The following is a 24,796-nucleotide window of genomic DNA, read 5'->3' as shown; positions in this document are numbered from 1 at the left end:
GGATCCGCGGGCAGGCTCACGCCCCGGCTTTCAAGGCGCGCACGGCGGCCAGAACCTCTTCCGCATGGCCTTTGACGCTGACCTTGGGCCAGACCTGCGCCACCTGACCCGCGCCATCAATCAGCACGGTCGCGCGGGTGATCCCCATGTAGGTTTTGCCATACATGGATTTTTCGGCCCAGGTGCCATAGCGCTCGCAGGTGTCGCTCTCGGCATCCGAGACGAGGACCACATTCAGCGCATGTTTGGCGCAGAACTTCTCATGCTTTTGCGCGCTGTCCTTGGAGATGCCCACCACCGTCGCCCCTTCGGCGGCGAAATCCGCGGCCAGCCGGGTGAAGTCGAGCGCCTCCGTGGTGCAGCCCGGCGTGTCATCCTTGGGGTAGAAATACAGCACCACAATGCCGGGCCGCAGCGCCGCGAGGGTCAGCGTTTCGCCGGGGGCGGCGGGGCTGCGGGGCAGGGTGAAGTCGGGCGCGGTCTCGCCGATGGCAATCATGTGAAGCTCCTGTCGGATGATCTGGCCTTACGTTTTATGTCAGACTGCGCGAAGATAAAGGCGTAGATGACAACAAGAATGCGCCCCCCACCGGGGCGGCGTCGCAAGGACACAGGCGTTGACGAAAACAGACGTGCGATTCCAACGGGTTGCGTGGCGGGTTTCATCTTGTCGCGGCCAGCGGGCTGCGCGCCGGTTTGTGTCGAATCTGCGCCGGAACCGGGTGTTCGGCGGATGACGCGACCGCTTTCGCCCCTGTCCGACACCAAAGCCGACGCGGAACCCGAGGCGGAAGCCGACGTGAAAAGCGCGGCGGGATCCGGGGCGGACCCGGTCACCGGCGGCGCGGCGGATACCCCCGCTCAGATCACGCCTGCACCGACGGATGCCGTGGCCGATGGCGCGCCGACCGCGCCGGTGGCGGCGGGGCCCCGCGCCAGGCGGGGGCGTGTCGGGCTCTGGATGATCTTGTCCCTGCCACTGGTGCTGGTGGCCTTTGCGTTTTTGCTGCTGCTGGTCAGCCATCAGCCTTTGGTGGCGCCGCAATGGCTGGTCGCGCGGATGGAGGCGCGGGCGAATGTCGCGCTGCAGGGGGCGCTGACGGTGCATCTGCGCGGCGGTGCCGATCTGGTGGTGGATGAGGGGATCACCCCGCGCATCCGCCTGCATGTGGTTGAAATCGCGCGGCCCAATGGCCTGCCGGTGGCGGTTTTCCCGGAACTGCGGATGACGCTGCACGCGCAACCGCTGCTGCGTGGCAAGATCGAGCCGCGCAGTTTCCGCATCCGCGGGGCCGGGGTGGCGCTGCGGCGCAATCCCGATGGCAGGCTGGATCTGGAACTCGGCGGTGCGCTGGCGCTGTCGGGGGCGGGGCCGGAAAATGCGGCCCAGGCGGTCAAGGCGTTTCAGGCGGCCTTTGCCACGCCCGCCCTGCGCAAGGTGCAGACGATCGAGGCCGATGCGCTGGAGCTGCGGGTGGATGATGCCCGTCTGGGCCGCGTCTGGCGCATCTCGAACGGCAATTTCAAACTGACGCAAGAGGCGGATCGCATTGCGATTTCGCTCGGTCTCGATATCGGGGCGGCGGACAAGGTGCCCGCCTCGGTGGCGCTGACCAGCACGATCCGCAAGGACAGCCTCGAGACCAGCTTCAACGCCGCCGTCAGCTCGGTCGCCTCGGGCGATCTGGCGCTGCAATCTCCGGCGCTGGCCTGGCTTTCGGTGCTGGACGCGCCAATCTCGGGCACGTTGCGGTCGGGCATGGATGCAGAGGGCAAGATCAAACGCCTTGACGCGGCGCTGGAGATCGACGCGGGCGTCATCAGCCCGGTGCCGGGCGTGCCGCCGGTGCCGTTCAACTCGGGCCGGGTGTCGCTCTCTTATGACACGGCGGCGGGGCGGGTGGCTTTCACCAATCTCGCGCTCGACAGCCGGGCATTGCGGGTGCAGGCCGAGGGCAGCGCCACGCTCAAGGGATTGGCGAATGGCATGCCGGAGGCCCTGCTGGGGCAGGTGAGCATCAAGGATCTGCAGGTCGATCCGGCGGGATTGTTCGTGACGCCCGCGCGCTTCAGCCAGGGGGCGGTGGATCTGCGCCTGCAGCTGAACCCGTTCACGCTGGACATCGGACAGGTGCAGCTGGTCGAGGGCGGGCGGCGCATTTCGGCGCAGGGGCAGATCGCGGCGGATGCCAAGGGCTGGCGGGTGTCGCTGGATGCGGGGGTGGACGCGATCACCCGCACCCGGCTGCTGGCGCTCTGGCCGCCCGCCCTGGTGCCGAAAACGCGCGACTGGATCGCGCAGAATGTGATGACGGGCGAGTTGCGCGATGTGAAGGCCGCCCTGCGGCTGGCGCCGGGCGAAGAGCCACGGTTGGCCCTGGGCTATGATTTCAGCGGGGCGGAGGTGCGGGTGATCAAGACCCTGCCGCCGGTGGAAGCGGGCGAGGGCTTTGCCACGATCGAGGGCAACACCCAGACGCTGGTGGTGGAGCGGGGGCATGTGACGGCGCCGCAGGGCGGCAGCATTGACGTGGCCGATACGGTGATGATCGTGCCCGACATCCGCCAGAAACCCGCGCAGGCCGAGGTGCGCCTGCGCACCCGATCCTCGATCCCCGCCGTGCTGTCGCTCCTGGATGAGCCGCCGTTCCGTTTTCTCAGCAAGGCCGGACAACCTGTTGATATTGCGCAAGGTCAGGCGGAGACACGCACCGATCTGTTCCTGCCGCTGGTGGACCGTTTGCAGGTCGCCGATGTGGATTACCGGGTGAATGCGGTGCTGACCGATGTCACCTCCGACAAGGTGGTCCCGGGGCGCGAGGTGACGGCGGCGCGGCTGCAGGCGACGGTCACCCCGAAAGGGATCGTGATCGAGGGGCCGGGGCTGCTGTCGGGCGTGCCGGTCTCGGGGCGCTGGCAACAGGATTTTGGTCCCGCCGGACAGGGGCATTCGACGCTGGCGGGCACGGTCGAGATTTCGCCAGCGACGCTTGATGCTTTCGCCATTGGCCTGCCCAAGGGCAGTGTCACCGGCAAAGGGCTGGGGCAGATCGCGCTGACCCTCGACAAGGACAAGCCGGTGCGTTTTACCCTGCAGTCCGATCTCGTCGGGTTGGGGCTGCGGGTGCCGGAGATCGGCTGGTCCAAGGCCGCGGCGACCCCGGGCAAGCTGGAACTGGCCGGGGCCTTTGGCAAACCGGCGACCATCGAGCGGGTGAGCCTGTCGGCACCGGGGCTGGACACGGCAGGGAAATTGCAGCTGACGCCCGAGGGCGGGCTGGAGCGCGCGGTGTTTGACACGGCGACCGTCGGACGCTGGTTCAAGGGCAGCGGCGCGCTGATCGGGCAGGGTGCGGGGCGGCCGCTGAATGTGGCGATTGACGCCGGAACGCTGGATCTGCGCAATCTGCCCGCCGGGATGGACAGCGGCGGCGCCGCGGGCGGCGGCCGCGCGGGCGGCGGTTCCAGCATCACCGCCCGGCTCTCGCGGGTGACGGTGGCGAATGATCTGATGCTGGGCGGCGTGCAGGGCAGTTTCAGCACGCGGGGCGGATTCTCGGGCCGCTTCACCGGCAAGGTGAACGGGCAGGCGCCGGTCGAGGGCACCGTGGCCCCCGATCCGAATGGCCGCGCGGCGGTGCGCATTCTGGCGCCGGATGCCGGGGCGGTGCTGGATGCCGCCGGGATCTTTTCGCGCGCGCGGGGGGGGGCGCTTGATCTGGTGCTGCGCCCGACGGGCGGCGCCGGGCAATATGATGGCACCGCGAAAATCAACGACATCCGGGTCAAGGATGCGCCGGTGCTGGCGGCCATGCTGGGCGCGGCCTCGGGCATTGGCCTGTTGGAGCAGCTGAGCGGCGAGGGGCTGGTCTTCAACGATGTCGAGGGCGCGTTCCGGCTGACCCCCGAGGCGGTGAGCATTTCGCGCGGCTCGGCCACCGGGGCTTCGCTCGGGGTGACGCTGACGGGGCTGTATCAGCCGGGGGCGGAGCCGGGCAGCGGCAGGCTGGACATGCAGGGCGTGGTTTCACCGCTCTATCTGATCAATGGCATCGGTCAGCTGTTGACCCGGCGCGGTGAAGGGGTATTTGGCTTTACCTACCGGCTGACCGGGACGGCGGCACGGCCCGAGATTTCGGTCAACCCGCTGTCCCTGCTGACGCCGGGCATGCTGCGCGACATCTTCCGCCGCGAGCCGCCCAAGATCGGCAGCGATGCCGCCACGACAGAATAAGGCGCGGGTGACACCGCGGCCTGCGATACCAAAGCCGGAGACCTGACCCATGCAACTCTCGGATTTCGACTTTCACCTCCCCGAGGGGTTGATTGCCACGCGCCCCGCGCGGCCACGCGTTTCGGCCCGGCTGTTGCTGGCCGAGGGCGAGACGATCCGCGATCTCTATGTGCGCGATCTGGTGGATCTGTTCCGGCCCGGCGACCGGCTGGTGCTGAACAACACCAAGGTTATTCCGGCGCGTCTGTCCGGCAGCCGCACGCGGCAATCGGGGCAGGGCGAGGTGGTGGCCAAGGTCGAGATCACCTTGCTGGAGCCGCAGCCGGGCGGCGACTGGATGGCGCTGGCCAAGCCCCTGCGCAAGGTGAAGGAGGGGGAAGAGATCGTCTTTTCGCCCGCCCTCTCGGCGCGGGTGACACGGATCGAGGGGGGGCAGCTCTATCTGGCCTTCAACCTCACCGGCAGTGATTTTGACACCGCGCTGGCCGAGGCGGGGGCGATGCCCTTGCCGCCCTATATCGCGGCCCTGCGCGCCCCCGATGCGCAGGACAAAGAGGACTACCAGACCGTTTTTGCCCGGCATTCCGGCGCCGTGGCCGCGCCCACCGCCAGCCTGCATTTCGATGCCGAGCTGCTGGCGGCGCTGGCCGCCAAGGGCGTGCAGTTCACCGAAGTGACGTTGCATGTGGGGGCGGGCACCTTCCTGCCGGTGAAGGTCGAGGATGTGACCACGCATAAGATGCACTCGGAATGGGGCGAGGTCAGCCCGGAGGCCGCCGCCGAGATCAATGCCACCAAAGCGGCAGGGGGCCGGGTGATCCCGGTGGGCACCACCGCGCTGCGGCTGATCGAAAGCGCCGCCACCCCGGAGGGCAAGCTCATGCCCTTTGCCGCCGCCACCGATATTTTCATCTATCCGGGCTACCGTTTCCGGGTGACCGATGCGCTGATGACGAATTTTCACCTGCCGAAATCCACCCTCCTGATGCTGGTCTCGGCGCTGATGGGGAAAGCGCGGGTTGAAAAGATCTACGCTCATGCGGTTGCAAACGGCTACCGGTTCTTTTCTTATGGCGATGCGTCGCTTCTGATCCCTTAAGGTCGGATCTGGGCCGGGCCCTGACGCGTGATCTGCTATCCCGGTCAATCCGGCGCGATGCCGTGCCCTGTGCGGCCCCCTGTACTGCCCCTGACTGAAAGGTGACCCATGCTGACGGTTCTGCGTAATTCCTGGCCGCTGCTTTTGGGCATCATGCTGCTGATGGTGGGCAACGGCATGCAGGGCACCCTGCTCGGCATCCGGGGCAATATCGAAGAGATCAACACCTTCCACATGTCGGTGGTGATGTCGGCCTATTTCGGCGGCTTCCTGCTGGGCAGCCGGATCGCGCCGGAGCTGATCCGCAGCGTGGGCCATGTGCGGGTCTTTGCCGCGCTTGGCAGCCTGATTTCGGCGGTGTTGATCCTCTATGCCGCCGCGCCGCATTGGATCATCTGGGCGATGATGCGGGTGGTGATCGGCTTTTCCTTCTGTGGTGTCTACATCACCGCCGAAAGCTGGCTGAACGCCGCCTCCAGCAATGAGACGCGCGGGCAGGCGATGTCGGCCTATATGATCATGCAGATGATCGGCATCATCGCGGCGCAACTCTTGATGAACGTGGGCGATCCGGCGGGCTATCTGCTGTTTGTCATCCCCTCGGTGCTCGTCAGCCTCGCCTTCACCCCGATCCTGCTGGCGGCGACGCCCGCGCCAAAATTCGAGACGACGCAGCGGATGAGCTTTCGGCAGTTGTTCGATGCCTCGCCGCTGGGATGTGTGGGCATTTTCCTGATGGGCGGTGTCTATTCGGCGCTGTTTGGCATGGCCTCGGTCTGGGGGACGCGGGCGGGGCTGTCGGTCTCTGAGATCTCGGCCTTTGTCGCGGCGATCTATGTGGGCGGGCTGTTGTTCCAATATCCGATCGGCTGGGTTTCCGACCGGATGGACCGGCGGGTGCTGATCCTGGCGCTCTCGGCGGCGGGCGCGGTCGCCATGGCGGCGGTGGTTTTGGGCAATCCCTCCTATGCCTGGCTGTTGGCGGCGGCGGTGATCATCGGCGGCATCGCCAATCCGATCTATTCGCTGCTCTTGGCCTATACCAATGACTTTCTGGACAATTCCGACATGGCCGCCGCCTCGGCGGGGCTGCTGTTCATCAACGGGCTCGGCGCGATTTCGGGACCGATTGTCACCGGCTGGCTGATGGATGTCACCGGCGACGGCGGCTTCTTCCTCTATATCGGGGTGCTGATGGCGGCGCTGGCAGTTTATGCAAGCTGGCGGATGACCCGGCGCCCGGCGCCGACGGTTGAGCAGACCGGCGCCTTTGCCGTGCTCTCGCCCACCGCCGGGGTGCTGGCGGTGGAAACCGCTCTGGAAGCGGCGCAAGAGGACGCGCAGGACGTGGCCTGAGGCGCCACAAAAACCTTTGCGCTCGCGCCTTTGGCGTGCCAGCCTGTCCCCGGGAGGCACGTCATGATTGTAAACACCATCCTGACTTACTGGCTCGAGGACGTCGGGCCAAACGGCTGGTATGCCGCAACGCCGCAGCTGGACGCTGATATCCGCACAAGGTTCGCCCCGCTCTGGGCGCAAGAGCAGATGGGGGAGGCGGGGCTGAACGACTGGCCCGAGACCCCGGATGGCGCCCTGGCGCGGATCCTGTTGCTCGATCAGTTCTCGCGCAACATGTTCCGCGGGTCGGCGCGCGCCTATGCCAGTGATGCGGCGGCGCTCGCTGCGGCCAAGGCGGCGCTGGTCGCGGGCTATGACCTTGAAATCGCGGTGCCCGCGCGGCAGTTCTTTTATCTGCCCTTCATGCATGCCGAGGATCTGGCGGCACAGGACCGCGGCGTTGATCTTTTTGACAGCCGGATGCCCGGTGACAACAGCCGCCACGCCCGCGCCCACCGCGCGGTGATCGCGCGCTTTGGCCGCTTTCCCTGGCGCAACCCCGAACTGGGACGCGTGACCACGCCGGAAGAAGCGGCCTTTCTGGAGGCCGGGGGCTATGCATTCGCGCTGCAGGAAATACCCGCCATTGAACCATCTTCAAAAATAGTTTAATGGCAAACTATATCTGATCCGGAGGGAATGGCATGGCGGCGAAGAGCTTTGACATGGTGGTGATCGGCGCGGGACCGGGCGGCTATGTCGCTGCGATCCGCGGCGCTCAGCTGGGGTTGAATGTCGCAATCGTAGAGCGCGAGCATCTGGGCGGCATCTGCCTGAACTGGGGCTGTATCCCGACCAAGGCGCTGCTGCGCTCGGCCGAGGTGTTCCACCTGATGCACCGCGCCAAGGAATTTGGCCTGAAGGCCGACAATATCGGCTATGATCTGGATGCGGTCGTTGCCCGTTCGCGCGGCGTGGCCAAACAGCTCTCAGGTGGCATTGGCCATCTGATGAAGAAGAACAAGATCACCGTCTTCATGGGCGCCGCGACCATCCCGGCCAAGGGCAAGGTCACGGTGAAAACCGACAAGGGTACCGAAGAGCTGGAGGCGAAGAACATCGTGCTGGCCACCGGCGCGCGGGCGCGCGAACTGCCGGGGCTTGAGGCAGATGGCGATTTGGTCTGGACCTACAAGCATGCGCTGCAGCCGAAACGGATGCCGAAAAAGCTGCTGGTGATTGGTTCGGGCGCGATCGGCATCGAATTCGCCAGCTTCTACAACACCCTGGGCGCGGACACGACGGTTGTCGAAGTGATGGACCGCGTGCTGCCGGTGGAAGATGCGGAAATCGCGGGCTTTGCGAAGAAGCAATTCGTCAAACAGGGGATGAAGATCCTCGAAAAGACCACGGTGACCAAACTCGACCGCGGCAACGGCAAGGTTGTGGCGCATCTGCAGGATGCCAAAGGCACCACGACGCAGGAATTTGACACGGTGATTTCGGCCGTGGGCATCATCGGCAATGTCGAGGGGCTGGGGCTTGAGGCGCTCGGCGTCAAGATTGACCGCACCCATGTGGTGACCGATGAGTTCTGCCGCACCGGTGTTGAGGGCCTGTTTGCCATTGGCGATATCGCGGGCGCGCCTTGGCTCGCGCATAAGGCCAGCCACGAGGGCGTGATGGTGGCCGAGCTGATCGGCGGCGGGCATCCGCATCCGATCAAGCCGAATTCGATTGCCGGCTGCACCTATTGCCACCCGCAGATCGCCAGCGTCGGTCTGACCGAGCAAAAGGCGAAAGATGCGGGCTATACGATCAAAGTCGGTCGTTTCCCCTTCATCGGCAACGGCAAGGCGATTGCTCTGGGCGAGGCCGAGGGGCTGATCAAGACCGTGTTCGACGCGAAAACCGGCGAATTGCTGGGCGCGCATATGGTCGGCGCGGAAGTGACCGAGCTGATCCAGGGCTATGTCGTCGGCCGCAGCCTCGAGACCACCGAGGAAGATCTGATGAACACTGTCTTCCCGCATCCGACCCTGTCGGAGATGATGCATGAGGCGGTGCTCGACGCCTATGGCCGCGCGCTGCACATGTAAGCTTTGCGTTCCAAGCCATTGAAAACGCCCGGTGCTTGCGCGCCGGGCGTTTTACGTTTCGGGGGGCGTTAAAGGGCGCGCTCAGCGCTCGACGGGGCCGCCCGCGCCTGTCCAGTCGCCAAAGCCGCCGATGTTGTAGACGGTCTCATAGCCCATCTGCAGCAGCATTTCGGCGGCCTTCTGGCTGCGGCCGCCCGCGGCGCAATAGACCGCGACGGGCTGATCGAGCGACAGGCCCGCGGGCAGGTCGGGGGCGCTGGGGTGGCAACGCACCGCCACAATGCCGAGCGGCACATGATGCGCGCCCGCGGCCTTGCCCGAGGCGGCCAGTTCTGCCGCTTCGCGCACGTCAATCACCACAAGCGCGCCATCGGCCGCCTGCGCAATCGCCTCGCCGGGGGCAAGACGGGTCACCTGAGGGCCCGAGGGGCGGGAAAATCCGAACATGGCAGATCCTTTGCTGTTTCGCTTATTATATTCCGCAAGATGAATGTTTCAAGCCGCTGCACGGGGTTCAGCGCGAAATGCCGCGTGGTGGGCAGGGCGGTGGGCAGGGCGAGAGGATGGCGCGGCAGACGGCGCCGGAGACCAGGGGTGGGGGCAGATGCGGTCGGGCATTGCGGACCACCACCCCGGCCCGCGCTTCCACAAGAGGCTGTGCGCTGGCAAACCCTTGCGCACTGGCAAGGCCGTCGGGGCTGCGCTAATCAGGCACATGAACCGCACAAACACCCCCTTCGCCCTTGTCTTTGCCCTCTGGATCGCCGGCCTTGGAGCCGCAGCGCAATTTGGCAAGATCAGCATCACCTTTGACCTTTTGCGTCAGGCCTATCCGGCGGCGGGACCCGCGCTGGGGTTCCTTGTGTCGCTGGTGGCGATGGTGGGGATGCTCTTGGGCGTGGTGGCGGGGCTGTTGGCGGCGCGGCTGGGGCTGCGGCGGGTTCTGCTCGCGGCGCTGCTGCTGGGGGCGGTGCTCTCGGCCTGGCAGGCGACGCTGCCGCCCTTGGGCTGGTTTCTGGCCAGCCGCGTGCTCGAGGGGCTGTCGCAGGTGGGGCTGGTGGTCTCGGCCCCGGTGCTGATCGCGCAGATCTCGGCGCCGCGGCACCAAGGGTTCACCATGACGCTCTGGGCGGGGATTTTCGGGGTGTCCTTCGCGCTCACGGCATGGCTGGGCCTGCCGCTGGCCGAGGCGCGGGGGCCGGGGGCGTTGTTCGCGGTGCATGCCGGGGTGATGGCGCTGATGGCGGGGGTCCTCGCGCTGATGCTGCCCAGGGATCCGCCCGCGCCGAAAGTGCCGCTGAGCCTGCCCGCGCTGCTCTCGGCGCATCTTGAGGTCTACCGCTCGCCCCGTGTGGCCGCCCCGGCGGCGGGATTCGTGTTTTATACGCTGATGTTCGTGGCGCTGCTGACGCTCTTGCCGGATTTCGTGCCCGAGGGGCAGCGGGCGCTGTTTCGCGCGCTGATGCCGCTGGCGAGCATGGCGGTGTCGCTGGTGCTGGGGGTGCAACTGCTGCGCTGGATCCCGGCGGTGCGGGTGGTGCAGATCGGGCTGGCGCTGGGGATTGTCGCGGCGCTTGGCCTTTGGCTGGTGCAGGGGCAGGTGCTGGCGTTCTTCCTGCTGTCGCTGGGGCTTTCGGGGGGCATGGGGCTGGTGCAGGGTGGCTCTTATGCCGCGATCCCGCAGCTGAATGCCGAGGCGTCGGACCGGGCACGTGCGGCGGGGGCGGTGGCGCAGATGGGCAATCTCGGCAATGTGCTTGGCACCCCGATTCTGGCGCTGCTGATCAGCCTTGGCGGCATGCGGGGGGTGCTGGCTTTCGTGCTGCCCTTCTGTGCGGCAGGCATTCTGATGCACCAATGGATGCTCCGGCGGCGTCAGCGCGGAGCAGCTCTGGCACAAGCCTGCTGATTTTCGCGGCAATGCGGTAGGATTTTCCCGTTTTGTTCCAGATTTGGGTTGGCGAAACCCGGACACTACCCTATCTATGGCATCACGGTTCCGGGGGTCGGCATGGCAGAGCAAAAATTCATCGAGGTGCGCGGCGCGCGCGAACACAATCTGAAGAACGTGGATGTCGACATTCCGCGCGATCAGTTCGTGGTGATCACCGGGCTGTCGGGCTCGGGAAAATCCAGCCTCGCCTTTGACACGATCTATGCCGAGGGCCAGCGTCGCTATGTCGAGAGCCTCTCGGCCTATGCGCGGCAATTCCTCGATCAGATGGGCAAGCCCGATGTCGATCACATCTCGGGCCTCTCGCCCGCGATTTCCATCGAGCAAAAGACCACCTCGAAGAACCCGCGCTCGACCGTGGGGACGGTCACCGAGATTTATGACTATCTGCGGCTGCTCTTTGCCCGCGCCGGCACGCCGTTCAGCCCGGCCACCGGCCTGCCGATTGAGGCGCAGCAGGTGCAGGACATGGTCGACCGGGTGATGGCGATGCCCGAGGGCAGCCGCGCCTATCTGCTCGCCCCGATCATCCGCGACCGCAAGGGTGAATATAAGAAAGAATTCATTGAGTTGCGCAAGAGCGGCTTTCAGCGCGTCAAGGTCAACGGCGCCTATTACGAGCTGGACGAGCCGCCGGTTCTGGACAAGAAATTCCGCCATAACATCGATGTTGTGGTCGACCGCATCGTGGTGCGCGAAGGGCTGGAGACGCGGCTGGCCGACAGTTTCCGCACGGCGCTCGACCTCGCCGATGGCATTGCGCTGTTGGAAACCGTGGTGCCGGAGGGCGAGGAACCTGAGCGTTTCACCTTCTCCGAGAAATTCGCCTGCCCGGTCTCGGGTTTCACCATCCCCGAGATCGAGCCGCGGCTGTTTTCGTTCAACGCGCCTTTCGGCGCCTGCCCGGTCTGTGACGGGCTTGGGGTGGAGCTGTTCTTTGACGAGCGGCTGGTGGTGCCGGATGTGACGCTTTCGGTGGCGAAAGGGGCGATTGCGCCCTGGGCGAAATCGAAAAGCCCTTACTTCACGCAAACCATCGAAGCCCTTGCGAAACATTACAAATTCGACCCCAAGGCCGCGTGGAAAGACCTGCCTGCCAGCGCCCAGAAGCTGTTCCTTTATGGCTCGGGCGAGGAGGAGATCAACTTCCGCTTTGATGAGGGCGGCCGGATCTATCAGGTCAGCCGCAGCTATGAGGGCGTGATCCCGAATATGGAGCGCCGCTACCGCGAGACCGATTCTGCCTGGTCGCGCGAGGATATGGAGCGCTATCAGAACAACCGCGCCTGCGGCGCCTGCGGCGGCTACCGGCTGAAGCCCGAGGCTTTGGCGGTGAAAATCGCCGGAACCCATATCGGGCAGGTGGTGCAGCTGTCGATCCAGGAGGCGCTCGACTGGATCGAGGCGGCACCCGAAAGCCTGACCAAGCAGAAGAATGAGATCGCGAAGGCGATCATCAAGGAAATCCGCGAACGCCTTGGTTTTCTTGTGAATGTCGGGCTGAACTATCTCTCGATGAGCCGGGCGGCGGGCACATTGTCGGGCGGCGAGAGCCAAAGGATCCGGCTGGCGAGCCAGATCGGCTCGGGCCTCACGGGCGTGCTTTATGTGCTGGATGAGCCCTCGATCGGTCTGCATCAGCGCGACAATGACCGGCTGTTGACCACGCTGAAAAACCTGCGAGATGCGGGCAATACCGTGCTGGTGGTCGAGCATGACGAGGATGCGATCCGCCATGCCGATTACGTTTTCGACATCGGCCCGGGGGCCGGGGTACATGGCGGACAGGTGGTCTCGCATGGGACGCCGGATCAGATCGCGGCGGATCCGGCCAGCCTGACCGGCCAATATCTCAGCGGCAAGCGCGAGATTCCGATCCGCGCCGAGCGGCGAGCGGGGAACGGGAAAAAGGTCACGGTGACAAAGGCTTTCGGCAATAACCTCAAAAATGTGACGGTGGATTTCCCGCTGGGGAAATTCGTCTGTGTCACCGGCGTGTCGGGCGGCGGCAAGTCGACGCTGACGATTGAGACCCTGTTCAAGACCGCCTCGATGCGGCTGAACGGCGCGCATCAGACGCCCGCGCCCTGTGAGACGATCAAGGGGCTGGAGCATCTGGACAAGGTGATCGACATCGACCAACGGGCGATTGGCCGCACGCCGCGCTCGAACCCCGCCACCTATACCGGCGCCTTCGGGCCGATCCGCGACTGGTTCTCGGGCCTGCCCGAGGCCAAGGCGCGCGGCTATAAGCCGGGGCGGTTCAGCTTCAACGTCAAGGGCGGGCGCTGTGAGGCCTGTCAGGGCGATGGCGTCATCAAGATCGAGATGCACTTTCTGCCCGATGTCTATGTGACCTGCGAAACCTGCAAGGGGCACCGCTATAACCGTGAGACGCTGGAGGTGAAGTTCAAGAACAAGAGCATCGCTGATGTGCTTGATATGACTGTGGAAGATGCCCAAGGATTCTTCCAGGCCGTGCCCTCGATCCGCGAAAAGATGGATGCTTTGGTCGAGGTTGGGCTGGGCTATATAAAGGTGGGTCAGCAGGCCACCACGCTTTCGGGCGGCGAGGCGCAGCGGGTGAAGCTCTCAAAGGAACTCAGCCGCCGGGCCACGGGCCGCACGCTCTATATCCTTGATGAGCCGACGACGGGGCTGCATTTCGAGGATGTGAAGAAGCTTCTGGAAGTGCTGCATTCGCTGGTCGATCAGGGCAATACGGTGGTGGTGATCGAGCATAACCTCGACGTTATCAAGACCGCCGACTGGATCATCGACATCGGGCCCGAGGGCGGTGATGGCGGCGGTGAGGTGGTGGCCGTGGGCACGCCCGAGGATGTGGCGAAAGAGCCGCGCAGCCATACCGGGCGCTATCTCGGGCCGATGCTGAAGGCCAACCGGCTGGCGGCAGAGTAGCACGAAGGCGGTAGGGGCAAGGCCATCGCCCCACCGTGTCACCTCTTGGGCGGTGGCATTTAGTGTCAGGTGCACTTGCTCGACTGGGCGTGTGCCGGAACAGGGATGCGGCAGGGCGGGGCAATGCCCTGCGCCAGATCGCGGCACCCTCAGCGCGGCATGACTTCCAGCACCGTGCCATCGCTGGCACTGACGCGGTAGGTGCCGGTGTCGGTTTTGTAATACCGCCACGGGCCGGTGACCGGGGGCAGGCCATAGCGCGTCGGGTCGATCAGCATGTTGTGGTCATAGATGGGGAAAGCCGCGCCAACGGCATAGGCCGGAGGGGGCGGCGCCACGCGTTGCCACCCGGCGGCGCGGCCCTCAAGGCGGTCCATAGGCACCGCGCAAAAGCGCGCGCCACTGGCGGTATCACGGCATTCCGGCGCGGCAGCGGCGGGCGCGGCAAGCGGGGCTGTGGATGCGGTCAAGGCACCGTCCGGCAGCCCGACCTGTATCTCGCCCGCGGAAACACCGAGCGGTCCGTCATCCGGTCCGGCTGCCCCCTCGGCTGTCTCTGGCCGCGGGCCGTTGACGGCGGCGGTGACCGCGGCGGCGGCGGCGGCGGCTTTTGACGCCATCGTCGCATTTCCAGCGGGCTGCGGGACCGCCGGGCTTACCGGTGGCGCGCTGCCGAAAACCTCTCCGGGGGACTGCGTCGCCGGGGCGGGAACCAGTTTGTCCATCCGGGCAAAGGCGATTTCCGCCGTGGCGGGCCCTGCGAGAGCCACCAGCGCGGCGCAGCCCAAGCCAATCCCCAGCCGCCGCACCGCTACTGGCCAGACAGCCTGCGGTGCATCGGTCGGTGGGTGCCAGATCGGTGGGTGCCAGAATGGGGACATGATCTGCCTGAGGCTGGGGCCGGGGCGCGGCGGTTGAGCATAGGGAACAGCCATGCAACGCCCCGGATGGGAAATGGTTCCCGAGATTTTTACCGCCTGGCGATTTTATCTGGCGATGTTGTCAATCAAGGATCGCATCGACCGCCCGCACCAGATTGATCACCTTCATCGTATCTGAATTCACCTGCAACAGCTGGCCGTTGCTGATGACATAGCGGCTGCCGTCTGCCGGGTACCCCAGACCGTACCGGCGCGGGTCGCGGATCACATAATAGCCATCCTCCACCCTCTCGCCGATGTAATAGGCGCGGTGATGGTCATCGCGGTGGCGCTCTCTGCGGTCTGCCTTGCGGGCAAGGCCCGGCGGCACACAGGACGGGGATTTCTTGGCCAACCCCGGGGGGCAGCCCCAATACCCGGCGGCAGCGTGATGGCTGTCACGACCGCCCTTTTTGTGTTTGTGGCCATCGGCAGCGGCGGTCAGCGGCAGGGCTGCCAAACCAATCACCAGCAGGGCGGTGCGCAGGGGATATGTGCAAGTCAGCGTCATCGGGCCTCTCCTCTTCCATTGAAGCAATGGTCAGAGGGGTAACTACCGCCAAACGCCGGGGGTTCCGAGTGCGGGCAGACGTCCGGCGCAGCGGGCAGAGAAAATCCGCCGATGCTGCGCGCCTTTTTGCCGAGCGCGGGGCGTCAGCGCCGGATCGGGCAAGAGCTCAACCCCAGTACCGAATACAGCGGGCAGCTGCGCATCAATCCGGTGACCAACGGGATGATCCCGAGCAGCAAGAGCCAGTGGAACGCGCCTCCGGTCGTCAGAAAGAAAGCGGCGATCAGCGCGATCCCGATCACGATGCGCAAAATGCGGTCGATGCCGCCGACATTGGTTTTCAGCATGGCAGTCACTCCAGTTACATTCCTGAAATTGAATATTAACCCGTATTCCGGGCGCTGTCATGCATTCGTTAACGGCTCACCCGCCTGCGCGATGGGAAGCGGGCGATTCCCATGCCGGGGCCAAGGGCGAAGGGGCGCGGGGCTTGCGGCAGGGGGGGAGGGCTTGCGGCAGGGGGGGCGGGGCAGGCGGGTCAGGCGGCCTTGTCTGCGGGGGGCGGGGTCACCAGATCGCCCATTCGGGTCCCAAGGGCGCCAGCAGCGCTGCAACCTCCTCTTCGGTCACCTCGGCACCGCTTGCGTGCTGCCACCTCGGCTGGCGGTCCTTGTCGATCAGCTGCGCGCGCACGCCCTCCAGAAAATCGCTGCTGCGGGTGGCGCGGGCGGTAAAGTTGAACTCTTGCGTCAGCGCTGCGCGGATCGTGCCCGCGACGCGGGCGCCGCGCACGAGGGCCAGAGTCGCCGCCATCGACAGCGGGGACATCCGGCGCAGGCTGGCCGCCGTGGCGGTGGCAAAATCGCTTGTTGCGGCGGATACCGCAGTGAGAATGCCGGAGAGATCGGCCCCGCAGAACAGCGCGTCAATCTGATCGCGCGCATCCGCCAGCGGGGTTGCCAAAGGCGCATCCGCGGTATGTTCATCTTTCAGGGCATCAGGATCGCCGCCGTGGATCAGCGCCTCCTTCAGCGCAGGCCAACTCGCCTCCGGCAGAAAATGGTCGGCAAACCCGGCGGCGAGCGCATCGCCCGGCCCCATCCGCGCCCCGGTCAGCCCCAGATATTCGCCCAGTCGCCCCGGCGCGCGGGCCAGAAGATGCGTGCCGCCCACATCGGGGATCAGCCCGATCAGGGTTTCGGGCATGGCCATTTGGGTGCTCTCACCGATGATGCGGTGCTGTGCATGACACCCCAGCCCGACACCGCCCCCCATGACAAATCCCTGCATGAAGGCGACAATCGGTTTGGGATATTCGGCAATCCGCGCGTTCATCCGGTATTCGTCGCGCCAGAAATGCCGCGGGCCGTCGACATCGCCCGCCCGCCCCATGTGATAGACGGCGGCCACATCGCCCCCGGCGCAAAAGGCGCGCGGCCCCTCGGCGTCAATGATCACCAGCCGCACGGCCGGATCATCGGCCCATGCGACCAACGCCGCGTCAATCGCCTGCACCATGCCATAGCTGAGCGCATTGAGCGCCGCAGGACGGGTCAGGGTGATGCGGCCTGCCTGACCTTCGGTGCGGATTGAAACGTCCATGGTGCCCTCCGTTCTGGGGTGTCGCGGCCCGGGGGGGCGGTTCCCCCGCAGGCCCCGCGCCGCGGATCGCAAAGGGCCGCCCCGAGGGGCGGCCCGATGGTCTTAGTCCATCGCCTTGAAGTTCAGCGCCGCACCATCCTTGATGCCCGAGAACCAGCGCGCGGTGACGGTCTTGGTCTTGGTGTAGAATTTGAACGCATCGGGACCGTATTGGTTGAGGTCGCCGAAGGCCGATTTCTTCCAGCCGCCAAAGGAGTAGTAGCTCAGCGGCACCGGGATCGGGAAGTTGATCCCCACCATGCCCACATTGACCCGGCTGGCGAAATCGCGCGCGGTGTCGCCATCGGCGGTGTAGATCGCCGTGCCGTTGCCATAGTCATTGTCCATGATCAGCTGCAAAGCATCTTCATAGCTGTCCTGACGCACGACGGAGAGGACCGGGCCGAAGATCTCTTGTTTGTAGATCTCCATCTCCGGGGTCACCTCGTCAAACAGGCTCGGGCCGACGAAGTAGCCGTTTTCATAACCCTGCAGTTTGAAGTCGCGGCCGTCGCAGACCAGTTTCGCGCCCTCGTCCACGCCCGAGTTGATCAGGCCCAGAATGCGGTCTTTCGCCTGTTGCGTGATGACCGGGCCGTAATCCACGTCGTCGCCCGCGGTATAGGGGCCGACTTTCAGCTTTTCGATTTTCGGCACCAGTTTGGCGATCAGACGGTCGGCGGTTTCCTTGCCCACCGGCACGGCAACCGAAATCGCCATGCAGCGTTCGCCTGCGGCGCCATAACCGGCACCGATCAGCGCATCGGCGGCCATGTCCAGATTGGCATCCGGCATGATGATCATGTGGTTCTTGGCACCGCCAAAGCATTGCGCGCGCTTGCCGTTGGTGGCGGCACGGCCATAGATATATTGCGCAATCGGGGTCGAGCCGACAAAGCCGATGCCCTGAATCGTCTCATTGTCGATCAGCGTGTCCACGGCCAGCTTGTCACCGTTGATCACCTGCAGCACGCCATCCGGCAGGCCCGCCTGTTGCAGCAGTTCCGCCAGAAGGAGAGAGGTCGAGGGGCAGCGCTCCGACGGTTTCAGGATCATCGCATTGCCGCAGGAGAGGGCGGGGGCCATTTTCCACAGGGGAATCATTGCCGGGAAGTTGAACGGGGTGATCCCCGCCACCACGCCCAGGGGCTGGCGCATCGCGTAGAGGTCGATGCCCGGACCGGCGTTGTCGGTATATTCGCCCTTCAGCATGGCGGGCGCGCCCTGACAGACCTCGACCACTTCCAGACCGCGCTGCACATCGCCGCGGGCGTCGGGCAGGGTCTTGCCGTGCTCGATCGAGACCAGCTCGGCCAGCTTGTCCATGTTTTCGTTGATCAGGCTGGCGAATTTCATCATCACCCGCGCGCGGCGCTGGGGATTGGTCGCGGCCCATTTCACCTGCGCCTTGGCAGCTTCGTTGATCGCGTATTCCAGCTCTTCCACGCTGGCCAGCGCCAGTTTCGCCTGCACTTCGCCCGTGGCCGGGTTGAAGACATCGGCAAAGCGGCCCGACGTGCCCGCAACCATCTTGCCGTTGATCCAGTGACCAATCTCTTTCATCGCATCCTCCCGGAGTAAAATTCTGCTGCCACCATAGGCTTGCAAAATTGCGCTGAAAAGCGGCAGATGTACAAAGTTGTTTTGCAATTCTGCAAAGGTGGGGCGATGGCGGACTGGGATGATCTGCGGGTGTTTCTGGCGGTGGCACGGGCCGAGAGCCTCTCGGGCGCGGGGCGCAGCTTGCGGCTGGATGCGGCGACGGTGGGGCGGCGGGTGGCGCGGCTGGAGGAGGCTTTGGCCGCCAAGCTGTTCGTGAAATCACCGCAGGGCTATGCGCTGACCGAAGCGGGGGCGCGGCTCTTGCCGCATGCCGAGCAGGCAGAGCAAGCAATGACCGGCGCGAGCGAGGCGGTCTCGGGGACGGCGGGGCAGTTGAGCGGGCAACTCCGGATCGGCGCGCCGGATGGCTGCGCCAATTACCTGCTGCCGCAGGTCTGCGCCGCGCTTTGTGATGCGCATCCGGGGCTGGAGATTCAGATCGTCGCGCTGCCCCGGGTGTTCAACCTCTCGAAACGCGAGGCGGATATGGCGGTGGCGGTGTCGCCGCCCGCGACGGGGCGGCTGATGGTGCAAAAGCTGACCGAGTATCACCTGCATCTGGCGGCCTCTGCCGATTACCTCGCGCGGCATCCGCCGATCACCGGGCTGGCCGATCTGAAAGGCCATCGGATGATCGGCTATATCGCCGATATGATTTTCGATAAGGAATTGGATTATCTGGCGGAAACCGGGGTGGAGACGGTGGGCCTCGCCTCAAACTCCGTCTCGGTGCAGATGCAGGCGGTGCGGGCGGGCGGCGGCCTTGGCATCGTGCATGATTTCGCGCTGCCGATTGTGCCGGGGCTGGTGCGGGTTTTGCCTGAGGCACTGAGCCTGACCCGCGCCTTCTGGCTGATCCGCCATGCCGATGACCGCCGCTCCGAACGTCTGACCCGGCTGGGCGATGCGCTGGCGCAGGGCATCCGTCGCGAGGTGGCGCGGCTGGAGGCGCTGGCGGCACAACCCATTGTTGTGCTTGACACGGGCACCCCTCCGGCGTGACGCTGGGGGGACAGCGAAGCAAAGGAGGGGTTGCGATGCAGGTTCAACAGATTCTCAAAATGAAATCCGACGATGGTGTGGTGACCGTGGCACCGGAGGTGACCATTCAGTCGGTGGCGGAACTGCTGTCAGCCCGCCGTTTCGGTGCGGTGGTCGTTTCGACCGATGGTGTGCATGCGCTGGGGATCATCTCGGAGCGTGACATCGTGCGCGAACTTGGCAAGCGCGGTGCCGGTTGCCTCGTGGATGCGGTGGAGACGATCATGACCCGGACGCTGGTCTGCTGCGCGCGCGGCGACACGGCGGATGAGGTGATGTCGCGGATGACCGAAGGGCGTTTCCGCCACATGCCGGTGGTTGAGGGCGATGAGATGATCGGCCTGATCTCCATCGGCGATGTGGTCAAGGCGCGGCTGTCGGAACTGGCGATGGAGCGCGAAGCCCTGACCGGGATGATCATGGGGGCCTGAGGCCCGGGAGGGGGCCGTTTCTGCGGCCCCCCAAGCGCGGATGGGACGCGTTCTGATCCCCTGCGGATGGCGCCGGAAGCGGCTGCGACTCGGGCCCGGCTGATCTGGGGACACAGGCACGGGCCACCGACAAACATTGGCTTTTTTACCCCGATCCTAGCATTCGGACCGGCAATTCGCCGCAATGCAGCGTCGCGGCCTTGCATTCAGTTGCACAATAATGTTGCGTGATGGAAACGGCGTGCCGGTTCAGGAGGAAACATGCGCATCGGACTTTATCCCGGAACTTTTGATCCGGTGACGCAGGGCCATCTGGACATCATCCGCCGCGCGATGGTGCTCGTCGACCGGCTGGTGATTGGCGTGGCGATCAACCGCGACAAGGGCCCCTTGTTCAGCCTGGAAGAACGGGTGGCGATGATCGAGGCGGAATGTGCGGGGATCATTGCGAAAACCGGTGGCGAGATCGTCGTGCATCCGTTTGAAAACCTGCTGATCGACTGCGCCCGCGATGTGGGGGCAGGGGTGATCATCCGCGGCCTGCGCGCGGTGGCGGATTTTGAATATGAATTCCAGATGGTCGGCATGAACCGCTCGCTGGATGCCTCGATCGAGACGGCCTTCCTGATGGCGGATGCGAAAAACCAGGCGATTGCCTCGAAACTGGTGAAAGAGATCTGTCGCCTCGGGGGGGATGTCAGCAAATTCGTTCCGGCGTCGGTGAAGGCCGCGCTGGAGGATAAGCTGCGCAAATGACTGGTGTGGTGCGGGACGCAGGGGATACGCCCGTCGTGCTCCGCGGGAAGGCGGCATATGAAAAAGTTGCACAGTTGCGCCGTACAGGCCACGACGCGTCAGGCTGGCAATCGTACTATGTCGATGAGGTCACGGGCGCGCGTTGGCTGCTGGATTACCCCGAAAGCGAATGCCACGGGGGCGGTTCGCCCCGGTTAAGGCCCTTCACCGAGCAAGTGATTTCGGATCGCTCCAAATAAAAAGCCGCCCCAAAGGGCGGCTCGGGCATCAGGATCTGTGCGGCGCTTCAGGCGCCGTAGACCGCGCGCGCGGCAATCCGGGCGGCGTCACTGCGGAAAATGTTCAGGTCCAGCGCGATGTTCAGCGGCATGGCTTCGATTTCGCGTTTGGTGCGCAGGTAAGCGGCGTGGTTGCGCAGGGCGGCAATCAGGGTCGAGACGACGGTCATGGGAAGTTCCTTTCATGCTGGCCGTTGCTTGTGAGCCTGAGATAGTCCCGCCGCGCCTCCCCGAGTAGCCCCTGGTTTTCGGGGTCCGTCATGCAGCCTTTGCAATGGTTGACGTGAAGGTCATGCCGCCATACGCGCGCGGCATGAGTCATGAAAAAGCCGCCCCGAAAGGCGGCTTTTCCAACGGCGAAGCCGTCAAGATCAGATCAGCTTGCCCATCGCCACAGCCGTGTCGGCCATGCGGTTGGAGAAGCCCCATTCATTGTCGTACCAGCTGAGAATGCGGACCATGCGGCCCTCCATCACCTTGGTCTGATCCATGTGGAAGACCGAGGAATGCGGGTCGTGGTTGAAGTCCGAGCTGACGTTGGGCTGATCGGTATAGCCCAGAATGCCCTTCAGCTTGCCATCGGCGGCGGCGCGGATGGCGGCGTTGATCTCTTCCACCGTGGTATCGCGGGCGGCTTCAAACACCAGATCGACGACCGAGACGTTCGGGGTCGGCACGCGGATGGCGACGCCGTCGAGTTTGCCTTTGAGTTCCGGCAGCACGAGGCCGACGGCCTTGGCAGCCCCGGTCGAGGTCGGGATCATCGACAGCGCGGCGGCGCGGGCGCGGTAGAGATCCTTGTGCATCGTGTCCAGCGTCGGCTGGTCGCCGGTGTAGCTGTGGATGGTGGTCATGAAGCCCTTGGTGATGCCGATGGCCTCGTTCAACACATAGGCCACCGGCGACAGGCAGTTGGTGGTGCAGGAGGCGTTCGACACCACCAGATCCTCGGCGGTCAGCGTGTCATGGTTGACGCCGAAGACGATGGTCTTGTCAGCGCCGCCCGAGGGGGCCGAGACCAGAACGCGTTTCGAGCCGTTCTCCAGATGGATCTTGGCTTTTTCCTTGTCAGTGAAGATGCCGGTGCATTCCAGCGCGATATCCACGTCGCCCCAAGGCAGTTCCGCCGGATTGCGCACCGCGGTCACCCGGATCGGGCCGCGGCCCACGTCGATCGTGTCGGCGGTGGTGGTCACGGTGGCGGGGAACCGGCCGTGCACCGAATCGAAGCGCAACAGATGCGCGTTGGTTTCCACCGGACCCAGATCGTTGATCGCGATCACTTCGATATCGGTGCGGCCCGATTCGATGATCGCGCGCAGCACGTTGCGTCCGATCCGTCCAAAGCCGTTGATTGCCACTTTGACCGTCATACTTGCCTCCTCTGGCTCCGCGTCGCGGGTTATCGCGGCACGTTTAGCGCTAACATGTAAAATTCACAAGAAACGTCAACCGAAAGGTTGCGCATTTCAGCGCCAGAAGGCCACCCATTCTATGAGGTCTGCGAATTTTTTTGCCAAAAACAGCAAATGTCCCCATCCGAAGATGAGGACATCGGCACAGATCAGCACCAGGATGATCCCGGCGAGGACGAAAGCGATGCGGTCGGTCATGCGGCCTCTTAGTTGAGGAGCCGCCCCATCGTGCCGGCCACATCGGCCATGCGGCAGGAAAAGCCCCATTCATTGTCATACCATGCCAGCACACGGACGGTGCGGCCGCCAACCACTTTGGTCTGGTCAGGCGCGAAGATAGACGAATAGGGCGTGTGGTTGAAGTCGATAGAAACCTTCGGTTCCGGGTCGTAGGACATCACCATGCCCATATAGCCCTGTGCCGCTTCGCGCACGATCTCGTTCACTTCGGCCACGGTCACCGATTTGCCCGCGACAAAGGTCAGATCCACCGCCGAGACATTCGGGGTGGGCACCCGCAGCGCGGTGCCATCCAGACGACCGGCCAGCTCCGGCAGCACTTCGCCAAGCGCTTTGGCGGCGCCGGTCGAGGTCGGGATCATCGCCATGGCGGCGGCACGGGCGCGGTAGAGGTCAGAGTGGCGGCGGTCGAGCGTCGGCTGGTCACCGGTATAGGAATGGATCGTGGTCATGATGCCCGACTCGATCCCGATGCTGTCATTCAGCACTTTTGCCAAAGGTGCCAGACAGTTGGTGGTGCAGGAGCCGTTCGAGACCACCAGATGCTCGGCGGTCAGGCCGCGGTGGTTCACGCCGTAAACCACGGTTTTGTCGACGCCGGTGGCAGGGGCCGAGATCAGCACGCGTTTCGCGCCGCGCGTCAGGTGGACCGCCGCCTTGTTGCGGTCATTGAATTTGCCGGTGCATTCGAGGACGACATCGCAACCCTCCCAGTCCAGCTCTTCCGGGTTGTAGGTCGACATCACTTCGATCGGGCCACGGCCCAGATCCATCGTGTTGCCCTCGACCCGGATCTTGCCGGGGAAACGGCCATGCACGCTGTCATATTTCAGCAGATGCGCATTGGTCTCGATCGGGCCGGTGGCGTTGATCCGCACCACCTGAACGTCATTGCGGGCCGCCTCGGCGATATGGGCCAGCGTGCAGCGTCCGATACGGCCGAAGCCATTGATCCCGATGGTGACGGTCATTCTCGCGCTCTCCTCAATGCCAGTGCGGGGGCCATCCGCTCAATTTGCTGGCAGGGAGATAGCATGGGTCTTCATTGCAGAAAACACGCAAGATCAATGTGTTAGCGGAAACATCCCATGTTTGCGATAACGGGAATGCTTGTTTTGCTGCATCTGCACAATCTTTTGCCGTGCGGGCGCCCGAAATGGCCTCTGCGGGCCGGGCTGCGGCGCGTGATTTTACTCGACTTCGCCCGCCACCAGGAAGATTTCGCCCGCCGATTCCATCTCGCGGATCGCGGTGACCACGGCGCTTTGCGCCTCTTCGGCGTCCTTGTCCTTGACCTTGCCGAGGTTCTTCATCTCGTCGCGGATCGAGCCTGCCATCCGCTGCGAGATGTTCGACAGGATGAACTCCACCGATTTCTCGGCCGCCCCCTTTGCCCCGGCCAGCGCCACGACCAGCTTCGCCTGATCGACATTGCGCAGGATTTTCGGGATGTCGCGGGCGTCGATGCGGGTCGCGATATTGGTGAAGGTGAAGATCGCCTTGCGGACCTGATCGGCGAAATCGGCATCCTGTTCGTCAAGACCCTCCAGCACCGAATCGCGGGTGTTGGCGGCGGCATAGTTGAGGATGGCGCCCACCCGCTCGACCGGGCCGGTGTCAAAGGCCTTGGGCGGTGCGCTGTCGAGCTGCGCCAAAAGCGCCATGCCGATGCGGCGCACGGTGTCGGGGGCCACATTGCCGGTCAGCGACACGGCATAGGCCACGCGGCGGGCCTTGTCGCCCGGCAGTTTCCCCAACAGATCAGCCGCTTTCGGCACCGAGAGTTTCGACAGCATCACCGCGCCAATCTCGGTGCTTTCCTCGGCCAGAACCGGCAGCAATTGCTCGACCGGCAGGCCCGAGATCCGCTCCCACGGGTCGACGCGGGTGTTGCCGCTGGCCTTGCGGCGCAGGCGGCTGGCGGCGGTGGCCGAGAGATGGCCATCAAGGATCGACAGCGCGCCATCCAGCCCGCCGGGGAAGGACAGGCCGACATGCTCGAGTTTTTCAATGAATTCCTCGACGACCGAGATCATCGTATCGCGGTCGATGCTGCGCATCATGGCGATTTCTTCGGTCAGCGCGGTCTGGGTGTCGTCCGACATATTGGCGAGCGGGATTTGCGCGCCTTCGGTCAGGATCAGATGGGTGATGATCGCCGCTTTCTGTTTCCGGCTGAGCGCCGGGGTGCCGCCGAAAGACGGCATCGAGAATCCCCCCATCATGCCATTGCTCGAAATCGGCGTGATCGCGTTCATCTGCGGCTCCTGTTTCCCACTCTTGGCCCCCATCCTGCCGCAGGGCGGTTAAGGGGCTGT

The 24,796-nt window shown here is 64.8% G+C and carries 23 protein-coding genes; 11 read left to right on the top strand and 12 right to left on the bottom strand.

Features of this window, described 5'->3' with window-relative positions; genetic code table 11:
- Positions 1 to 16: 16 nt before the first annotated feature.
- Positions 17 to 499, bottom strand: a complete 483-nt coding sequence (locus tag ACEN2S_RS16820) for a peroxiredoxin (protein WP_441868013.1) — start codon at positions 497 to 499, stop codon at positions 17 to 19.
- Between the two features lie 234 nt (positions 500 to 733).
- Here ACEN2S_RS16820 and ACEN2S_RS16815 point away from each other — a divergent pair, with 234 nt between their 5' ends.
- The 5 genes from ACEN2S_RS16815 to lpdA all read left to right on the top strand — a co-directional run bounded on the left by ACEN2S_RS16815 (position 734) and on the right by lpdA (position 8,770).
- Positions 734 to 4,234 (top strand): AsmA-like C-terminal region-containing protein, encoded by a 3,501-nt coding sequence (locus ACEN2S_RS16815; protein ID WP_441868011.1) that lies wholly within the window; start codon positions 734 to 736, stop codon positions 4,232 to 4,234.
- Between the two features lie 49 nt (positions 4,235 to 4,283).
- Positions 4,284 to 5,333 carry a tRNA preQ1(34) S-adenosylmethionine ribosyltransferase-isomerase QueA gene (queA, locus tag ACEN2S_RS16810; protein WP_441868009.1) on the top strand — a complete coding sequence of 350 codons (1,050 nt, stop codon included), beginning with the start codon at positions 4,284 to 4,286 and terminating at the stop codon, positions 5,331 to 5,333.
- A gap of 108 nt (positions 5,334 to 5,441) precedes the next feature.
- A complete protein-coding gene (locus ACEN2S_RS16805) occupies positions 5,442 to 6,689 on the top strand; it encodes an MFS transporter (RefSeq protein ID WP_441868007.1) in 1,248 nt (415 codons plus the stop codon).
- Positions 6,690 to 6,752: 63 nt separating this feature from the next.
- Positions 6,753 to 7,343 carry a DUF924 family protein gene (locus ACEN2S_RS16800; RefSeq protein WP_441868005.1) on the top strand — a complete coding sequence of 197 codons (591 nt, stop codon included), beginning with the start codon at positions 6,753 to 6,755 and terminating at the stop codon, positions 7,341 to 7,343.
- A 32-nt stretch (positions 7,344 to 7,375) separates the two neighbouring features.
- Complete coding sequence (gene lpdA / locus ACEN2S_RS16795) at positions 7,376 to 8,770, top strand: dihydrolipoyl dehydrogenase (RefSeq protein ID WP_441868003.1); 1,395 nt, start codon at positions 7,376 to 7,378, stop codon at positions 8,768 to 8,770.
- A gap of 81 nt (positions 8,771 to 8,851) precedes the next feature.
- Here lpdA and ACEN2S_RS16790 read toward each other — a convergent pair whose 3' ends face one another.
- Positions 8,852 to 9,217 carry a rhodanese-like domain-containing protein gene (locus ACEN2S_RS16790; RefSeq protein ID WP_441868001.1) on the bottom strand — a complete coding sequence of 122 codons (366 nt, stop codon included), beginning with the start codon at positions 9,215 to 9,217 and terminating at the stop codon, positions 8,852 to 8,854.
- Between the two features lie 268 nt (positions 9,218 to 9,485).
- Here ACEN2S_RS16790 and ACEN2S_RS16785 point away from each other — a divergent pair, with 268 nt between their 5' ends.
- Entirely contained in the window at positions 9,486 to 10,679 is a 1,194-nt protein-coding gene (locus ACEN2S_RS16785) for an MFS transporter (protein WP_441867999.1), read from the top strand.
- Positions 10,680 to 10,781: 102 nt separating this feature from the next.
- The gene (uvrA, locus tag ACEN2S_RS16780) at positions 10,782 to 13,643 is read left to right on the top strand and encodes an excinuclease ABC subunit UvrA (RefSeq protein WP_441867997.1); all 2,862 of its coding nucleotides are present in this window, start codon (positions 10,782 to 10,784) and stop codon (positions 13,641 to 13,643) included.
- A 149-nt stretch (positions 13,644 to 13,792) separates the two neighbouring features.
- Here the strand turns inward: uvrA and ACEN2S_RS16775 are convergent, their stop codons facing one another.
- The 5 genes from ACEN2S_RS16775 to ACEN2S_RS16755 form a co-directional block, all read right to left on the bottom strand.
- Positions 13,793 to 14,524 carry a hypothetical protein gene (locus tag ACEN2S_RS16775; RefSeq protein ID WP_441867995.1) on the bottom strand — a complete coding sequence of 244 codons (732 nt, stop codon included), beginning with the start codon at positions 14,522 to 14,524 and terminating at the stop codon, positions 13,793 to 13,795.
- A gap of 121 nt (positions 14,525 to 14,645) precedes the next feature.
- A complete protein-coding gene (locus ACEN2S_RS16770; RefSeq protein WP_441867993.1) occupies positions 14,646 to 15,074 on the bottom strand; it encodes an RcnB family protein in 429 nt (142 codons plus the stop codon).
- A gap of 143 nt (positions 15,075 to 15,217) precedes the next feature.
- Entirely contained in the window at positions 15,218 to 15,421 is a 204-nt protein-coding gene (locus tag ACEN2S_RS16765; protein WP_441867991.1) for a YgaP family membrane protein, read from the bottom strand.
- A 220-nt stretch (positions 15,422 to 15,641) separates the two neighbouring features.
- Positions 15,642 to 16,676: an enoyl-CoA hydratase/isomerase family protein gene (locus tag ACEN2S_RS16760; protein WP_441867989.1), complete on the bottom strand. Its 1,035-nt coding sequence runs from the start codon at positions 16,674 to 16,676 to the stop codon at positions 15,642 to 15,644.
- A 102-nt stretch (positions 16,677 to 16,778) separates the two neighbouring features.
- Positions 16,779 to 18,278: a CoA-acylating methylmalonate-semialdehyde dehydrogenase gene (locus ACEN2S_RS16755; protein ID WP_441867987.1), complete on the bottom strand. Its 1,500-nt coding sequence runs from the start codon at positions 18,276 to 18,278 to the stop codon at positions 16,779 to 16,781.
- 66 nt (positions 18,279 to 18,344) lie between these two features.
- Here ACEN2S_RS16755 and ACEN2S_RS16750 point away from each other — a divergent pair, with 66 nt between their 5' ends.
- From ACEN2S_RS16750 to ACEN2S_RS16735, 4 genes are all read left to right on the top strand, one after another.
- On the top strand, positions 18,345 to 19,319 hold the full coding sequence (locus ACEN2S_RS16750) for a LysR family transcriptional regulator (RefSeq protein WP_441867985.1): 975 nt from the start codon (positions 18,345 to 18,347) through the stop codon (positions 19,317 to 19,319).
- Between the two features lie 35 nt (positions 19,320 to 19,354).
- Positions 19,355 to 19,789: a CBS domain-containing protein gene (locus ACEN2S_RS16745; protein WP_441867983.1), complete on the top strand. Its 435-nt coding sequence runs from the start codon at positions 19,355 to 19,357 to the stop codon at positions 19,787 to 19,789.
- A gap of 261 nt (positions 19,790 to 20,050) precedes the next feature.
- Positions 20,051 to 20,545: a pantetheine-phosphate adenylyltransferase gene (gene coaD / locus ACEN2S_RS16740; protein WP_441867981.1), complete on the top strand. Its 495-nt coding sequence runs from the start codon at positions 20,051 to 20,053 to the stop codon at positions 20,543 to 20,545.
- The gene (locus tag ACEN2S_RS16735; protein ID WP_441867979.1) at positions 20,542 to 20,784 is read left to right on the top strand and encodes an Imm27 family immunity protein; all 243 of its coding nucleotides are present in this window, start codon (positions 20,542 to 20,544) and stop codon (positions 20,782 to 20,784) included. Before coaD ends, ACEN2S_RS16735 begins: the two co-directional genes overlap by 4 nt.
- 47 nt (positions 20,785 to 20,831) lie before the next feature.
- Here ACEN2S_RS16735 and ACEN2S_RS16730 read toward each other — a convergent pair whose 3' ends face one another.
- From ACEN2S_RS16730 to ACEN2S_RS16710, 5 genes are all read right to left on the bottom strand, one after another.
- A complete protein-coding gene (locus ACEN2S_RS16730; protein WP_441867977.1) occupies positions 20,832 to 20,993 on the bottom strand; it encodes a hypothetical protein in 162 nt (53 codons plus the stop codon).
- Between the two features lie 201 nt (positions 20,994 to 21,194).
- Complete coding sequence (gene gap, locus ACEN2S_RS16725) at positions 21,195 to 22,196, bottom strand: type I glyceraldehyde-3-phosphate dehydrogenase (RefSeq protein WP_441867975.1); 1,002 nt, start codon at positions 22,194 to 22,196, stop codon at positions 21,195 to 21,197.
- 96 nt (positions 22,197 to 22,292) lie between these two features.
- A complete protein-coding gene (locus ACEN2S_RS16720) occupies positions 22,293 to 22,436 on the bottom strand; it encodes a hypothetical protein (protein WP_441867973.1) in 144 nt (47 codons plus the stop codon).
- An 8-nt stretch (positions 22,437 to 22,444) separates the two neighbouring features.
- Positions 22,445 to 23,449 carry a type I glyceraldehyde-3-phosphate dehydrogenase gene (gene gap, locus ACEN2S_RS16715; protein ID WP_441867971.1) on the bottom strand — a complete coding sequence of 335 codons (1,005 nt, stop codon included), beginning with the start codon at positions 23,447 to 23,449 and terminating at the stop codon, positions 22,445 to 22,447.
- Positions 23,450 to 23,668: 219 nt separating this feature from the next.
- Complete coding sequence (locus tag ACEN2S_RS16710; protein ID WP_441867969.1) at positions 23,669 to 24,736, bottom strand: flagellar motor switch protein FliG; 1,068 nt, start codon at positions 24,734 to 24,736, stop codon at positions 23,669 to 23,671.
- Positions 24,737 to 24,796 lie beyond the last annotated feature (60 nt).

This window comes from Phaeovulum sp. W22_SRMD_FR3 (assembly GCF_052113705.1).
Lineage (GTDB): Bacteria > Pseudomonadota > Alphaproteobacteria > Rhodobacterales > Rhodobacteraceae > JBGQOG01.
Note: the sequence above shows the minus strand (reverse complement) of the source record. Positions and strands in the feature narration are given on the sequence as shown.